Origin of the sequence: Thauera phenylacetica B4P (assembly GCF_000310225.1) — a bacterium.
Classification (GTDB): Bacteria; Pseudomonadota; Gammaproteobacteria; order Burkholderiales; family Rhodocyclaceae; genus Thauera; species Thauera phenylacetica.
Genome location: NZ_AMXF01000038.1, coordinates 1 through 15,719 on the forward strand (window position 1 = coordinate 1; position 15,719 = coordinate 15,719).

13 protein-coding genes are annotated in these 15,719 nt (G+C 69.1%); 8 read left to right on the forward strand and 5 right to left on the reverse strand.

Annotated features, from left to right (window positions below; genetic code table 11):
• From C667_RS07585 to C667_RS07600, 4 genes are all read left to right on the forward strand, one after another.
• Positions 1–528, forward strand: a 528-nt coding sequence (locus C667_RS07585; protein WP_004359838.1) for an RnfABCDGE type electron transport complex subunit D, incomplete at its 5' end; no start/stop codon positions are given.
• Positions 525–1,187 carry an RnfABCDGE type electron transport complex subunit G gene (locus tag C667_RS07590; RefSeq protein ID WP_004359839.1) on the forward strand — a complete coding sequence of 221 codons (663 nt, stop codon included), beginning with the start codon at positions 525–527 and terminating at the stop codon, positions 1,185–1,187. The genes C667_RS07585 and C667_RS07590, both read left to right, overlap by 4 nt.
• A complete protein-coding gene (locus tag C667_RS07595; RefSeq protein WP_004359840.1) occupies positions 1,184–1,858 on the forward strand; it encodes an electron transport complex subunit E in 675 nt (224 codons plus the stop codon). The genes C667_RS07590 and C667_RS07595 overlap by 4 nt, the downstream gene beginning before the upstream one ends.
• Before the next feature lie 37 nt (positions 1,859–1,895).
• Entirely contained in the window at positions 1,896–2,183 is a 288-nt protein-coding gene (locus C667_RS07600; RefSeq protein ID WP_004359841.1) for an RnfH family protein, read from the forward strand.
• 35 nt (positions 2,184–2,218) lie between these two features.
• Here C667_RS07600 and C667_RS07605 read toward each other — a convergent pair whose 3' ends face one another.
• A complete protein-coding gene (locus tag C667_RS07605; RefSeq protein WP_004359842.1) occupies positions 2,219–2,671 on the reverse strand; it encodes a MerR family transcriptional regulator in 453 nt (150 codons plus the stop codon).
• Between the two features lie 205 nt (positions 2,672–2,876).
• Positions 2,877–3,518, reverse strand: coding sequence for a TetR/AcrR family transcriptional regulator (locus tag C667_RS07610; RefSeq protein WP_004359843.1), 642 nt, complete (start codon positions 3,516–3,518; stop codon positions 2,877–2,879).
• 339 nt (positions 3,519–3,857) lie between these two features.
• Here C667_RS07610 and paaY point away from each other — a divergent pair, with 339 nt between their 5' ends.
• Positions 3,858–4,466 carry a phenylacetic acid degradation protein PaaY gene (gene paaY / locus C667_RS07615; protein ID WP_004359845.1) on the forward strand — a complete coding sequence of 203 codons (609 nt, stop codon included), beginning with the start codon at positions 3,858–3,860 and terminating at the stop codon, positions 4,464–4,466.
• A 72-nt stretch (positions 4,467–4,538) separates the two neighbouring features.
• On the opposite strand, the gene C667_RS07620 is transcribed toward paaY, so the two are convergent.
• The gene (locus C667_RS07620; protein ID WP_004359847.1) at positions 4,539–5,477 is read right to left on the reverse strand and encodes a LysR family transcriptional regulator; all 939 of its coding nucleotides are present in this window, start codon (positions 5,475–5,477) and stop codon (positions 4,539–4,541) included.
• A 303-nt stretch (positions 5,478–5,780) separates the two neighbouring features.
• Between C667_RS07620 and C667_RS07625 the strand changes: the two genes are divergently transcribed.
• Positions 5,781–7,214 carry an AMP-binding protein gene (locus C667_RS07625; RefSeq protein ID WP_004359849.1) on the forward strand — a complete coding sequence of 478 codons (1,434 nt, stop codon included), beginning with the start codon at positions 5,781–5,783 and terminating at the stop codon, positions 7,212–7,214.
• Positions 7,215–7,247: 33 nt separating this feature from the next.
• Here the strand turns inward: C667_RS07625 and C667_RS07630 are convergent, their stop codons facing one another.
• Positions 7,248–7,571, reverse strand: a complete 324-nt coding sequence (locus C667_RS07630; RefSeq protein ID WP_004359851.1) for an MTH1187 family thiamine-binding protein — start codon at positions 7,569–7,571, stop codon at positions 7,248–7,250.
• A 36-nt stretch (positions 7,572–7,607) separates the two neighbouring features.
• A complete protein-coding gene (locus C667_RS07635; protein WP_004359852.1) occupies positions 7,608–8,219 on the reverse strand; it encodes a pseudouridine synthase in 612 nt (203 codons plus the stop codon).
• Between the two features lie 276 nt (positions 8,220–8,495).
• On the opposite strand from C667_RS07635, the gene C667_RS24915 reads away from it, so the two are divergent.
• Together C667_RS24915 and C667_RS24340 are read left to right on the forward strand one after the other, a co-directional pair.
• On the forward strand, positions 8,496–8,651 hold the full coding sequence (locus C667_RS24915) for a PEP-CTERM sorting domain-containing protein (protein ID WP_083881287.1): 156 nt from the start codon (positions 8,496–8,498) through the stop codon (positions 8,649–8,651).
• 102 nt (positions 8,652–8,753) lie between these two features.
• Positions 8,754–15,683, forward strand: a complete 6,930-nt coding sequence (locus C667_RS24340) for an SdrD B-like domain-containing protein (protein WP_004359853.1) — start codon at positions 8,754–8,756, stop codon at positions 15,681–15,683.
• The last annotated feature ends 36 nt before the right edge of the window (positions 15,684–15,719 follow it).

A 15,719-nucleotide genomic window follows, 5' to 3' on the forward strand; every position in this document is an offset into this window, starting at 1 on the left:
GCGCTCGCCCCGCTCAAGCTCGGCGGCGACTTCGCCGCCGGCGAGGCGCTGCTCGCGCTCGCGCTCGGCACGGTGCCGGGCAGCCTGGGCGAGACCTCCGCGCTCGCGCTCCTCGCCGGCGGCGCGCTGCTGGTCGCCCGCCGCATCGTGCCCTGGCAGATCCCCGCCGCCCTGCTCGGCACCCTCGCCGTGCTCGCCGCGCTGTTCAACCAGATCGACCCCGCGCACTACCCGGGTCCGCTGCTCCACCTGCTCGGCGGCAGCGCGATGATGTGCGCCTTCTTCATCGCCACCGACCCGGTGGGCGCGCCGGTCACCCCGCTCGGGCGCGTGATCTTCGGCGCCGGCATCGGCGCGCTGATCTACGTGATCCGCACCTGGGGCGGCTACCCCGAGGGCGTGGCCTTCGCCGTGCTGCTGATGAACGCGGCAACGCCGCTGATCGATCGCCTCGTGCGTCCGCGCCGCTACGGCCGCCTGCGCACGGGCAACCCGCTCCCGCTGGCCCCGAAGGAGGACGGCCGATGAGCTCGAACCTAGTCGCCGGCCTGCGCCGGCGCCCCGGGCTGCTGCTCGGGGCCTTCGCCCTCGGCTGCAGCGCCCTGCTCGGCGCCGGCGACCTCGCCACCCGCGCGGAGATCCGCCTGCGCCAGGCGGAGGACCTGCGCCACGCCCTCGACCAGACCCTCTCCGCCGTGCCCCACGACAACAATCCGGCCGAGGACACGATCGCGGTCGAGGACGCGGGCCGCGCCGTCACAGTGTATCGCGCACGCATGGCGGGCGAGGTCCACGGCGTGGCCTTCAACTGGGTGAGCGAGGCCGGCTACGGCGGGCCGATCACGCTCACCGTCGGCATCGGCCGCGACGGGCGCATCGCCAGCGTGCGCGTGCTCTCGCACAGCGAGACGCCGGGGCTGGGCGACAAGATCGACGTGCGCAAGTCCGACTGGATCCGCGGCTTCGACGGCCGCGGGCTCGACACCGGCACACGCTGGGGGGTGCGCAAGGACGGCGGCGAGTTCGACCAGTTCGCCGGCGCCACGATCACGCCGCGCGCGGTGGTGGCGGCCGTCCACGCCAGCCTGAAGTTCTTCGCCGGCCACCGCGAGCGCCTGCTCGCCGCGCGGGCCGGCACCGCCGCCGCGACTTTGCCTGCGGCGGCACAACCGGGGAGCCCGACATGAGCGAAGTGCGCAGGGTCGTCCGCGACGGCCTGTGGGACAACAACGTGGTCTTCGCGCAGATGCTGGGCATGTGCCCGACCCTCGCCACCACCGGCAGCGCCACCAACGGGCTGGGGATGGGCCTGGCCACCACGGTGGTGCTGGTGTGCTCGGGCGTGCTGGTGTCGCTGTTTCGCCACGTGATCGCGCGCGAGGTGCGGATCGCGATCTACGTGCTGTTGATGTCCACCGTGGTGACCCTGGTCGACATGACGATGAACGCCTGGCTGCACGAGTTGCACAAGGTGCTCGGCCTGTTCATCCCGCTGATCGTGGTCAACTGCGCGATCATGGGTCGCGCCGAGTCCTTCGCGTCCAAGCGCACCCCCGGCATGGCGGCCCTCGACGGCCTGATGATGGGTGTGGGCTTCACCCTCGCGCTGATGGTGCTGGGCGGCGTGCGCGAGGCGATCGGCCAGGGCACGCTGTTCGCCGACGCCTCGATGCTGCTCGGCGAGCACTTCGCCTTCCTCGAGCTGCGCCTCGACAGCTACCGCGGCGTGCTGCTGATGATCCTGCCGCCGGGCGGCTTCCTCGCCCTCGGCTTCCTCGTCGCCGCCCGCCAGCGCATGCTCGCCCGTGCCCGTGCCCGCAGCCTGGGCGCCGAGGGCGCGGTCGAGGCAGGCGCCTGACCGCGCCCACCCGCAAACCGCAAGGGAGACAGCAAGGATGAAGATCAGCGTGAGCTACGCGCACCCCGAGAAGCCGGCCTGGATGCGCCTGGATGTGGACGAAGGCTGCACGCTGCGTGCGGCGATCGAGCGCTCGGGGATCCTCGGGCGCTACGAGGACATCGACCTGGAGCGCAACAAGGTGGGGGTCTTCGGCAAGATCAAGCCGCTCGACACCGTGCTCGCCGAGGGCGACCGCGTGGAGATCTACCAGCCGATCGTGATCGACCCGAAGACCGCTCCGCGCCGCAAGCGCGGCGCCGGTGCGGAAGAGGATACGGACTGAAGACGGTACCGCGGGCTCTGGAGCGCCCGCCCCGCTCAGCCAGGCTCCGTCTCGGACTCTCCGCGCTCGCGCGCTGCGAACGAACGACGGGCCTCGTTCTCGGCCGCATCGATCTCCTTGAGGATGGCCTGGATATCTTCCATCTGGCGCTGCAACATCGCCCTCCGCGCCCCCAGCAGATCCATGAAGTGCGCCATCTGCGCATGCTTGCCGGGCGTGTTGTCGTAGAGGTCGAAGAGCTCGCGCGAATCCTGCAGTGAGAATCCGAGGCGCTTGCCGCGCAGGATCAGCCCCAGGCGGACCCGGTCACGGCGCGTGTAGATGCGCCGACTGCCGCGGCGAGCGGGAGTGATGAGGCCCTGATCCTCGTAATAGCGGATCGCACGCGTTGTGATGTCGAACTCCTTGGCGAGGTCGGATATCGTATACGTGGTCGCATTCGCGGATTCGCGCAGTCGCACTGGCCTGCCGAGGTTGTCTTGGCTCATTTTCTTCTCCGTGTTCCAATGTCGGCCCGGCGTTCCCGCCCGCCCGCCCGTCACGAGCACGTCGCCCGCAACGCCGGCAAGTCGGCCCGACTTGGTCCCGATGCGGATGATTGCACAGTAGCTACGCTTACGTAAACGTCAACGTGCATGTCCGGCGATGACGGGCATGCGCAGCGCGAAGGCGTCGCGGCAAGGCATCCAGGATTCAGGGAAGCGCAGCTTCGTCCGCCGCGGCGGACGCGTGCGCGGCCTCGGCGGCGAAACCCGCGATGCCGTTCAGGAAGATCCGCGTCACCACCCTGGCCATGTCCGCGTAGGACAGCGCGCCATCCGGGCGCAGCCAGGTGAAGGTCCAGTTCATCATCCCGAACAAGGCCATCGTCACCGCCTTGTCGAGCGTTGCACCGCACAGGCCGGGTTCGACCGCCTCGACCGCCGCCGCAAAGGCGTGCACCACTCGGCGCTCCTGCTCGTGGATGCGCGCGCGCTGCTCGGGGCTGAGGAACTTGACGTCCTGAATCAGCACGACGTGCTGCCGCCGCCCCCCCTCGTAAGCCTGCATGAAGCGCAGGATCAGGCGCTCGAGGCGGTCGCGCGGGAACCGCGCCTCGCTCTCCACGCCCGCCACGATGGCCAGCAGGTCCTCGACGTGGCCGGCAGCGATGTCGTAGAGAATGTGTTCCTTGTCGCGGTAATAGTGGTACAGCAGGGCCTTGGAAACCCCGCACTCGCGCGCGATTTCCGCCATCGACGCGTTGTGGAAGCCCCTGGCCGCGAACAAGCCCGCAGCCGCGTCGAGGATCGTCGCGCGCTGCAACTGGAAAGTGGGGGCTTTGCCTCTGGCCATCGGGGTCCGCTGCTCCTGTGCTGCGATCGGCCGGGGGCGCACGCCGACCGGGTTGTCGGGGGCGCGCCCCGAGTGCGCGCGTGCACCCTCTGCGCTCGTCGTAGCCGATCACCACCCGTTCGGTGAGCGGATGCGCTGGCAGGTCAGGACGCAGCCGGCGACCTCGATGCACCCAGCAATAAGTTTGACCGATCGGTCGATCAATAGTAGTGTCGAGCCACATCAAAACACAAGCGATTTTTGCGTTCGCGCATCTTCGTCGCGCCAGGCCCGCTCCGTATCGCGCACGCCGGGGCGCGGACGAGCGCGGAAACGAAGCCGCGCCACCAGGAGACAATCATGCCCTGCTACGAAATCGACGGCGTCCGCCCGGTCGTCCATCCCACCGCCTACGTTCATCCCGATGCCGTGCTGATCGGCGACGTTTTCGTCGGCCCCGGCTGCTACGTGGCGCCGCTCGCCTCGCTGCGCGGCGACTTCGGTCGCATCGTGCTCGAAGAAGGCAGCAACGTGCAGGACTGCTGCGTGCTGCACAGTTTTCCCGGCATCGACACCGTGGTCGAGGTCAATGGTCACGTCGGCCATGCGGCAGTGCTGCATGCCTGCCGGATCGGGCGCAACGCGCTGATCGGCATGAACGCGGTGGTGATGGACCGCGCCGAGGTAGGCGAAGGCAGCATCGTCGCGGCCGCGGCCTTCGTGAAGGCGGAGATGAAGATCCCGCCCGGCGTGCTGGTCGCGGGCGTTCCCGCCAAGGTGCTGCGCGAGCTCACCGAGCAGGAGCGCAAGTGGAAGGTCATCGGCACCGACTGCTACCAGAACCTCGCGCGCCGAAGCCTCGCCAGCCTGAAGCCGTGCGCGCCGCTCAGCGAGGGCGACCGCGAGCGCAAGCGCTTCGAGATGCCCGACGTGATGCCACTGAGCGACGCCCGCCGCCAGGCCGGCTGAGCGCAGCCGACGCGCCCACCCTGTTCCCTGCGAGCGCGGCGGGGTTCCCGGCCTGCCCGTCCGGCACCGGCGTCAGGCGAAGGGCGACGGCCACTCGTCCTGCTCTTCCGAGAACAGGCCCGCGACCAGCGCGCGCAGCCAGCGGTTGCGCACATCGTGGTGAAAGCCTCGATGCCAGTGCTGGTAGAGCTCGATGTGCGGGATCGCCAGCGGCGGCTCGGCCATGCGCACGTTCTCGCCCACCCGAGTGAAGTACTGGCCAATCGCGTGCGGCAGGGTCACCACCAGGTCCGAACGGCCGATGATGCCAGGCAGACTCATGAAGTGCGGCGTGCGCAGCACGATGCGCCGCTCGATGCGCAGGCGCTCGAGGTATTTCTCGAAGATTTCCTGGCTGCGCCCCTTGGCGCGCACCGCGGCATGCTCGAGCGCGAGGAAGCGCTCGAGCGAGAGCTGGCGGTCCTGCACCGGATGGTCGGCGCGCAGCAGGCACACGAAGCGATGGCTGAGCAGCTTCTCGCGGTAGAAACCGGCGGCATCCAGGTCGGGGTAATAGCCGATCGCCAGGTCGACCTCGCCGTCCTCCATCGCCCGCATCAGCTCGCCCGGCGCGAGCGTCACCGAATCGAGCATGGCCAGCGGCGCGAGCCGGCGCACGCTGTCGAGGATCCGCGGCAGGAAGACCAGTTCGCCCACGTCCGAGAGCGCGACGGTGAGCTTGCCCGCGTAATGCTCCGGCTCGAAGCGATCCGCGACGAAGAAGTCGGCCTCCACCCGCGCCAGCATCGCGCGCGCGCTGCTCGCCAGCGCGTGGGTGCGGGCGGTCGGCGTGACCCCCGCGGCGGTCTTGATGAACAGCGGCTCGCCGAGCGCGCGGCGCAGGCGGCCAAGCGCGCTGCTCACGGTCGGCTGGCTCGTGCCCAGCTTCTCCGCGGCGCGGGTCACGCTGCCGGCCTCGTACACGGCGAGCAGCACACGCAGCAGATTCAGGTCGAAGTCTTGCGGACCCACCGGACGATCCTCCTCTCGCCACGCCACCTCCAATGCGGAGGCGGCGGGCGCTTCCCTTCAGGCTGCCGTGCGGGCAGCCGCCCGCGGGCTCGCCGGTTATCGATCAAATCAATAAACGTAATCCGTTCATCGGCATTGTGCAGCCTCGGCCGGGGGAATTTAATGAACCCACGAAAAAAATGAATTCCACCCCGCAAGGGGATTCGACCGAGGAGACACCGCAACCATGCTCATCCACCACGCTGGGGGCCGCCCGTCCGGCCCCGCCGCCAGGCGCCCGAACATCATCGGCGGAGCCGCGTCATGAACGCCGCCGCATGGCTGCTCGCCGGCGAGCCCGCACGAATCGCGCTGATCGAGGGCGAGGCCCGTGTCGATTACGCCACGCTGCGCGCTGGCTCCATCCGCAACGCCGCCGCCCTGCTCGATGCCGGCCTGCGCCCGGGCGATGCCTGCGTGCTGGCCCTGCCCGACGGCATCGAATGGGCCACCGCCTTCATCGGCATGCTGTGGGCGGGGGTGCGGCCGATCGCGATCAACCCGCGCACGGCGTCCGAGCAGATCGCCGACCTGATGCTGGACTCGGGCGCCGCCGCCGCGCTGCTCGAGGACGGGGCCGCACGTGCATTGGGCGACAAGCGCGCGATCGATCTCGGCGAGTGGCGCCGCCGCGTGGAGCGCGCGACCGCGACGCCCGCGGCCGCACCGGCAGCCGACGACGACCCGGCCTTCCTGCTCTACTCGTCCGGCACCACGGGCCGCCCGAAGGGCATCGTCCATGCCCACCGGGCGATCCGCGACGCCCACGTGTTCGCCCGCGACCTCCTCGGCGCGCGCCCCGAGCACCGCTTCTACTCCAGCTCCAAGCTGTTCTTCGCCTACCCGCTCGCCAACGCCTTCTTCGCGGGCCTGCGCCTGGGCGCCACCGTCGTGCTCGACCCCGAATGGCCGGACCCGGCGCGCGTGGCGGCGATGGTCGAGCGCCACGAGCCGCACATCTTCTTCAGCGTGCCCACCCTCTACCGCCGCCTGGTCGATGCCGGCGTGCGTTTCCGCGGACTGCACGCCGCGGTGTCCGCCGGCGAGGCCTGTCCGCCCGCGCTCGCGCGCGAATGGCAGGCGATGACGGGGGTGCCACTGGTCAATGGCTACGGCACCACCGAGACACTGTCGCTGGTGCTCTACCGCACGGCGGAGATGGACGCCGCGCACCCCACGCCGCTCACCACCATCCACCCCGAGCAGCTCACCAGCGGCGAAGTGGAAACCTGGCGGCTGTGGTTCTCCCACCCCGCGGTCGCGCTCGGCTACTCGCGCGTGGTCACCCACGACAGCGCGCGCTTCGCGGACGGCCGCTTCGCCCCCGGCGACGTCTTCCGCCGCGCGCCCGACGGCGAAGGCTGGCTGTTCGCCGGGCGCAGCGACCAGCTCGTCAAGGTGTTCGGCCGCTGGGTGGACGTGGTCGCGGTCGAGCAGGCCGTGCAGGAACGCATGCGCGGCAAGGCCGAGGAGGTATGCGTGATCCCGGCGCAGGGCGAGGACGCGGACATGATCCGCCTGCACCTCTTCGCCATTCCCGGCGACCTGCCGCCACCACAGGTGCTGGCCGCCGCCCAGGCCGCAATCGACAGCCTGCCGCCCTACCAGCGCCCCGAGAAGATCCACCTGGTCGACCACTTCCCGCGCACCGACACCGGCAAGCTGCGCCGCAACGAACTCGCGCGCAGCACAGGGTAAAGGATTTCTGTCCCGAGCGCAGCCCCGGGCCGGTCAGGCGCCGGGGTCGCTCGCCGCCCTGTCGAGTGCGCGCTCGACGCTGGCGATCTTGTCCTCCATGGTCTGCTCGCGGTCGGTGCGCGTACCCAGCCGCATCGAGCTCGTGATCCGCGGCGCGCCCATCGCATGCACGACCTCGTGGCAGCGCTTGACCGCGGCCATCACCTCGTCCCACTCGCCCTCGATGTTGGTGCCGTAGGCATGGAGCTGCGACTTCAGGCCGGCCTCGCGGATCACCCGCTCGCAGGCCGCCACGTAGGCTGAGACGGACAGGCCCACGCCGAGCGGGACCACGCACAGATCGACAATGACTTTCACGGACGCCTCCTGCAGCGTTCTTCGGGACGCTCGATTCTAGCGCTGCAGACGATTTCCGCGTATCGCCGCCGCGCCGCCGCTGGCCGGCACCACCCCGACCTCCTCGCGCGCCAGCTCGCGCCACTCGCCCACCCCCAGCCCGTCCAGGCGCCAGGGCCCGATCGCCACCCGGATCAGGCGCAGCGTGGGGTGGCCGACCTTCGCCGTCATCCGGCGCACCTGCCGGTTCTTGCCCTCGCGCAGCACGATCTCGACCCAGCTCGTCGGCACCGACTTGCGGAAGCGCACCGGCGGGTCCCGTGGCCACAGCCAGTCGGGCTCCGCAACGCGGCGCGCGCCGCACGGCCGCGTGCGGAAGTCGCCCAGGTCCAGCCCCGCGCGCAGGAGCGCGAGCGCAGCCTCGTCGACCTCCCCCTCGACCTGCACCAGGTAGGTCTTGGGCAGCTTGTGGCGGGGGTCCGCGATGCGGTGCTGGAACGCACCGTCGTCGGTCAGCAGCACGAGGCCCTCGCTGTCCGCGTCCAGGCGCCCGGCCGCGTAGACGCCCGGTACCGGAACGTAGTCCTTGAGGGTGGCGCGCCCGCCTTCATCGGTGAACTGGCACAGCACGCCGAAGGGCTTGTTGAGGAGCAGAAGACGCGTCTCCACGCGACCTCCCGCCGAAGTGTCGGATTTCTTTACACCTGAAATCGACCGGCGAAGACGTCCAGAGGATGGCAAACCCATGAAATCCTTCTCTTTCCTCGTTTTGAGCTTTTTACGTGAATGTCGGCAAAACTTACATAAGCACGAAGTTACATTTCGTCCAATTTAAATTTTCGGTGTAAATCCTGATGCCTAAAACATGGCACGTAATTTGCAGGCGAAAGCTGGCTCCCCCTGGGGGCGTCGTATCCATCCCGCAACCCGATCAAGGAGTTCGCCATGCGCACCCTGCTTTCCATCGCCGTGCTATCCATCCTTTCCGCACCGGCCTTTGCCTTTGTCAATCCGCAGCCGCTTCCCGAACCCGAGACGCTCGCCCTGATCGCGGTCGGTCTCGTCGGCGTACTCGCCAGCCGCCTGCGCAACAAGAAGTAAGGCCCGAGTACCACACGCAGCGGGGGCCCATATCCCCGTGCAATCCGTCCAGGCCTGCAAGCAAGGGCCCGGACGGCTCAGAATCCCAGGGAGTCCATCATCATGTCCACTTCGCGCATCCTCAGCATCAAGGTCACCTATCCCGACCAGTTCCTCGAACCGAGCACTTTCGACCTCCAGTTCCTCGGAGCATCGGATTTTGGGACGGGCTATTACGATGCTTGGTGCGCGGATGCAGACATCCCTCTCGATGTGGTCGGCCCCGTCAATGGCGTCTACTCGCTCACACTCAAGGCCGGACTCTATTCCAGCTACGATTACGGCGCGATCCCCGCTGCCTTCCCGACAATCGAGCTTCCTGGTCACCTCGACGAAGCCAACTGGCTGCTGAACCAGCACTTCACGGTCGGTGCGAATCCCTACACGACCAACGAAGTACAGGCCGCACTGTGGACCCTACTCGGCGACCAGGACCGCGTGGCCACCTTGCTGCCAGGGACCGACGCGACGCGCGTCCAGACGCTGGTGGATCTGGCCCTGCAGAACGACGGCTTCGCGCCGGACATTACTGACGACAACCCGAACAACGACGAGATCGGCCTGCTGCTGAACCTGTGGAAGGACAGCAATAACAACGGCGTTCGCGATGCGAATGAGGTCGTCCAGCAGCCGCTCATCGTGATGGTCAAGTCCGCCGCGCTGGGCGACCGCGTGTGGCACGACGTGAACGCCGACGGCCTCCAGAACGTGGGAGGCGACGGAGCCTACACCGAGCAGGGCATCGCCGGCGTGGTCGTGCGCCTCGTGCGCGATCGCGACGGCGACGGCGCCTTCACCAGCGCGGGCGAGGTCCTCGCCACCACGACCACCGACGCGGACGGCAACTACGTCTTCAAGGGGCTCGCGCCCGGCCTGGACTACCAGGTGCAGTTCTTCACCCCCACCGGCTTCGATGCCGCGAGCCCGCGCCAGCAGGGCGCCAGCAACGCGGCCGACAGCGACGGCGCGCTCTCCGACGTCGTCGTGCTCTCGGCCGGCGAATGGAACAAGACGATCGACGCCGGCTTCTACAAGCACGTCTCGGTCGGCGACTTCGTCTGGAACGACCAGGACGCCGACGGCATCCAGGACGGCGGCGAGGCCGGGATCGGCGGCGTCCGCCTGACGCTGACCGGCACCACCGGTAGCGGCGAAACCGTCGTTCGCAGCACCGTCACCGCGGCGGACGGCAGCTACCTCTTCGACGCCCTGCCCCCGGGCACCTACCAGGTCAGCGTCGACGCCGAGAACTTCGATCCCGCCGGCGCGCTCTCCGGCTTCCAGCCCAGCCCGATCGGCCAGGGCACGGACGCGGCACTGGACAGCAACGCCTCGCCGACCGGCACCGATCCGCTCACACTGCTGTCGGGCCAGAGCGACACGGATCTGGACTTCGGCTACTTCAAGGCCACGGCCGCAATCGGCGACCGTGTCTGGGAAGACACCAACGCCAACGGCCAGCAGGATGCCGGCGAGAACGGCATCGCGGGTGCGACCGTGCGCCTCTACACCTGCGTCGATGGCGCCCCGGGCGTCCTGGTCGCCCAGACCACGACCGACGCCAGCGGCAACTACGCCTTCGCCGGCCTGATGCCCGGCCAGTACGTCGTCGCCTTCGAGACCCCGGCGGGCTACCAGCTCAGCAGCGCCGATGTCGGCGCCGACGACGGCCTCGACTCCGATGCCGGCAGCGGCGGCCTCAGCGGCTGCTACACCCTGGCCTCGGGCGAGACCAACGACACGGTCGACGCCGGCTTCTGGCGTCCGGCCGCGATCGGCGACCGCGTCTGGCTCGACGCCAACGCCAACGGCCAGCAGGACGCGGGCGAAGCCGGTGTCGCCGGCGTCGCCGTCGAGCTCTACTCCTGCGCCAACGGCGCTGCGGTCGGCGCGGCACTCGCGACCACCACCACCGACGCCGCCGGCAACTACGCCTTCACCGGCCTGATGCCCGGCCAGTACGTGGTCAAGTTCCTCACCCCGGACGGCTACAGCCTCTCGCCGGTCGATGTCGGGGCCGACGGCACGGACAGCGACGCCGCGCTCTCCGGCTTCTCCGGCTGCTACACGCTCGCCTCCGGCCAGACCAACGACACGGTCGACGCCGGCCTCTACCAGGGCGCCGCGATCGGCGACCGTGTCTGGGAAGACACCAACGCCAACGGCCAGCAGGATGCCGGCGAGAACGGCATCGCGGGTGCGACCGTGCGCCTCTACACCTGCGTCGATGGCGCCCCGGGCGTCCTGGTCGCCCAGACCACGACCGACGAAAACGGCAACTACGCCTTCGCCGGCCTGATGCCCGGCCAGTACGTCGTCGCCTTCGAGACCCCGGCGGGTTACCAGCTCAGCACCGCCAACGTCGGCGCCGACGACGGCCTCGACTCCGATGCCGGCAGCGGCGGCCTCAGCGGCTGCTACACCCTGGCCTCGGGCGAGACCAACGACACGGTCGACGCCGGCTTCTGGCGCCCGGCCGCGATCGGCGACCGCGTCTGGCTCGACGCCAACGCCAACGGCCAGCAGGACGCGGGCGAAGCCGGCGTCGCCGGCGTCGCCGTCGAGCTCTACGCCTGCATCGATGGCCAGCCCAGCGGCGCCGCGCTCGCTGCCACCACCACCGACGCGACGGGCAACTACAGCTTCACCGGACTCAAGCCGGGCGACTACCTCGTCAAGTTCATCACCCCGGCCGGCTTCAGCCTGAGCCCGGTCAACGTCGGTGCCGACGGCACGGACAGCGATGCCGGCCTCGGCGGCTTCACGGGCTGCTACAACCTCGAGTCCGGCGAAACCGACAACAGCGTCGACGCCGGCCTCTACCAGGGCGCCACGATCGGCGACCGTGTCTGGGAAGACACCAACGCCAACGGCCAGCAGGATGCCGGCGAGAACGGCATCGCGGGTGCCACCGTGCGCCTCTACACCTGCGTCGATGGCGCCCCGGGCGTCCTGGTCGCCCAGACCACGACCGACGCCAGCGGCAACTACGCCTTCGCCGGCCTGATGCCCGGCCAGTACGTCGTCGCCTTCGAGACCCCGGCGGGCTACCAGCTCAGCACCGCCGATGTCGGCGCCGACGACGCGCTCGACTCCGACGCCGGCAGCGGCGGCTTCAGCGGCTGCTACACCCTGGCCTCGGGCGAGACCAACAACACGGTCGACGCCGGCTTCTACCAACCCGCCGCGATCGGCGACCGCGTCTGGCTCGACGCCAACGCCAACGGCCAGCAGGACGACGGCGAAGCCGGCGTCGAAGGCGTGGAGGTCGAGCTCTACACCTGCGTGGCCGGCGCCCCCGGCGTGAAGGTCGGCGCATCCACCTTCACCGACGCGACGGGCAACTACAGCTTCACCGGACTCCAACCGGGCGACTACCTCGTCAAGTTCATCACCCCCACGGGCTTCTTCCTCACCAACCAGAACGTGGGCGCGAACGACGCGACGGACAGCGACGCAGACGCCACCACCGGCTTCACCGGCTGCTACAAGCTCGAAGCGGGCGAGACCGACAACAGCGTCGACGCCGGCATCTTCAAGCCCGGCGACGATGGCATCGTGGCGTCGATCGACCTCGTCAAGCTCACCAACGGAACCGACAACAACGCCCCCACCGGGCCGTACCTCGCGGTCGGCAGCACCGCAACGTTCCAATACCTGGTGACCAACGACGGCATGGTCGCGCTGTCGGACATCGTCCTCTCCGACGACCATGGCACGCCAGGCGATACGAGCGACGACTTCACGCCTGTCTTCATCGGCGGCGACGCCGACAGCGACGGCCTGCTCGATGTCGGCGAGACCTGGATCTACGAGGCCTCCACGGTCGTCAGCGCCGGCCAATACACCAACCTCGGCGCCGTGATCGGAACACCGGTCGACGCCGACGGCAAACCGGTCCCATCCCTGCCGCAGCCGACCGACACGGACTTGGACAACCACTTCGGCGCGCGGGTGGCGATCGACATCGAGAAGTTCGTCCGCGGCGTCTATCAGGACGCCGGCGGCGGTGGCGAAGGCCTCACCCCCGGCTTCTGGAAGACCCACTCCGAATACGGCCCGGCACCACTGGCTGGCTGGCCGGAGACCGGCTACTCCCCGGATGACAGTTGGGAAGCCATCTTCGGCATCGACGTACCGGGCGCGCCGACCCTGCTCGATGCGCTGAAAGCGGCGGGCGGCGGGCTCGACGCGCTGCTGCGCCACTCGAGCGCCGCGCTGCTCAACGCGGCGCAGCCGAGCGTGGACTATGCCTACACCTCGAGCCAGGTCATCTCGCTGACCCGTGACGCCATCCTCAGCGGCGACCTGAACCGGATCGAGTCGGTCAAGGACCAGTTCGTGATGCAGAACGAGCTCGGTGCGGACCTCAGCACCCCCGCAAGCGGCGGCAGCACGGTCACCACCCCATGGTTCGACGCCGACGCCCCCGGCACCGGCCCCTTCATCGCGCTCGGCGGCACGGCCGAGTTCAGGTACGAGGTCCGCAACACCGGCGATGTCGCGCTCGAAGGGGTCTCCGTGAGCGACGACCGCCTCTCCGGGCTGAGCTTCCAGGGCGGCGACACCGACCACGACGGCCTGCTCGACCTCGACGAGGTCTGGGTCTACCGCGGGTCCGAACTCGTAGACACCGCAGGCGTGGATATCGTCAACGTCGGCACCGCGACCGGGTCGGCGCTGGGCATCACGGCAACGGACGCCGACGCGGCACGCTACTCGACGGCTTCGCTGTCGCAGTCGCTGGGCGACTTCATCTGGATGGATGCCAACCGCAACGGCCTGCAGGACAGCGGTGAGATCGGCATCGGCGGACTGCTGGTGACGCTGACTGGCGGCGGTGCCGACGGCATCATCAACGGCGTGGGCGACACCGCGGCCACCACCCTTACGGACGCCGACGGCTACTACCAGTTCGATGACCTGGCGGCCGGCGTGCAGTACCAGGTGACGTTCGCCAAACCCGTAGGCACGGCCTTCACCATGCGGGACGTCGGCGCCGACGACGCCATCGACTCCGACGCGGGCACCAACGGCATGAGCCAGATCGTGACCCTGAGTCCGGGCCAGCACAACCCGTCCCTCGACGCGGGGGTGTACGTCCTCACGCCCGGCATCGACCTCGAGAAGACCACCGGCGGCCCGTCCAACGCCAACCCGACCGCGCCGGATTACGACAACGAGGACACGCCCGACGGCGCGGGCGTGCCGGTGCTGACCGCCGGCTCTTCGGTGACCTGGACCTACAAGCTCACCAACACCGGCAATGTCGACTTTGCCAGGGCCGACCTCGCCCTCGTGGACGACAACGGCACGCCGACCAATGCCGCCGACGACATGTCCATCGCCAACGGCAAGATCGCGTACGTCTCGGGCGACGATGGCGACAACGTGTTCGAGGCCGGCGAGTCGTGGCTGTACGAGGCCCGCGGCACCGTCCAGTCCCTGAGCGTCCTGGGCGCGGCCACCACGATCGACTTCTCCGGCAACACCGCCGTCGACGGCACCGACGGCAACACCCGCAGCTACAGCGCCGGTGGCGTCACCGTGCAGGCCAACGCCTGGAGCCGCACGAAGGGCAGCGACACCTGGCAGAAGGCCTGGCTGGGCGCCTACGACGCCGGCCTCGGGGTCACCGACAGCAGCGAGAGCGGCAGCAGCTCCACCCACACCGTCGACAACTACGGCCGCGACAACTACATCGTCTTCCAGTTCTCCCAGGACGTGGTGGTGGACAAGGCCTTCCTCGGCTACGTGGTGGGCGACAGCGACATGACCGTGTATGTGGGCTCCTCCACGGCGCCCATCACCGCCATGAACAACGCCGTGCTCGCCGGCATGAGCCTCAAGGAGTTCAACGACACCGGCTCGACCACCGCCCGCTGGGCCGACTTCAACGCAGGCGACGTCCAGGGCAACGTGCTGATCCTGGCCGCCCGCGACGATGGCCACAGCTCCGACTACTTCAAGGTCGAGCAGCTGGTGTTCGAGGCGGTGCAGTCCGGCGGGGTGTACGCGAACACCGCCACGGTCACCGCACCGGGCGGCCTGAGCGACTCGGACATGAGCCACTACGAGAGCGTCCCCAAGATCGTTGCCCCGAAGTTCTTCGTCGTCGATCAGGCCAAGGATCTGAGCTACCAGTACGCCGAGGGTGGCAGCGGCCTGGGCAGCTTCGCGCTGGCCAACACCGATCCGCGCGACATCGCAGCCAACGCGGACGGCAGCCTGCTGTGGGTGCTCGACCGCGACAAGAACGTCGAGGTCTATAAGGGCGACGGCACGCAGCTCGGGCAGTGGAAGGCCTACGGACTGGGCACCGAACCGGAGGGCATCACCCTCGACGGCAAGGATCTCTGGATGGCGGATCGCGCCGGCAAGCTCTACTGGTACGACAATGCGGCCACCCGCACGTCCGGCACCGACAGCCCCGAATCGAGCTTCACGCTCTCGCTCGCCGGGAACCTCAAGGGCATCGTGACCGACGGAACCTACCTGTGGGCCGTCACCGAGGGGACGAGCGACTACGTGTATCGATTCAAGATCGTGCGCGACTGGTGGGGCAATCCGAGCGGCTTGAGCCAGAGCGGCGGGTGGCAGCTCCCAACGGCAAACGCCAAGCCGACCGGCATCACACTCGACCCCAGCGGCAAGTCGGACAGCCTATGGATCGTGGATGAGTCGACGGACACGGTGTACGAGTACGGTTACGGCCGTAGCCAGACCTGGGGGGTCGGGACGATCACCGCGCATTTCAAACTCTCGCCCGGCAACACCGCACCACAAGGCATCGCAGACCCCCTGCCCGCAGGGGCGGAGGCGTTCGACCTTGCCGAGATCTCCGCAGCCCCGGGGCTGGAGACGACGCAGCCCGATCCGTACGCGGGCGACTTCGTCACCTCGCTCTTCGACGACGCGATCGCCTTCCACGACGCCGGCATCGTCGGGACGAGCGCACAAAGCGAGGCCACCCTGGCACTGCTTCACGCTTGAGCCCGGATCGACTGCGCTAAGATCCAGTTAACGCAA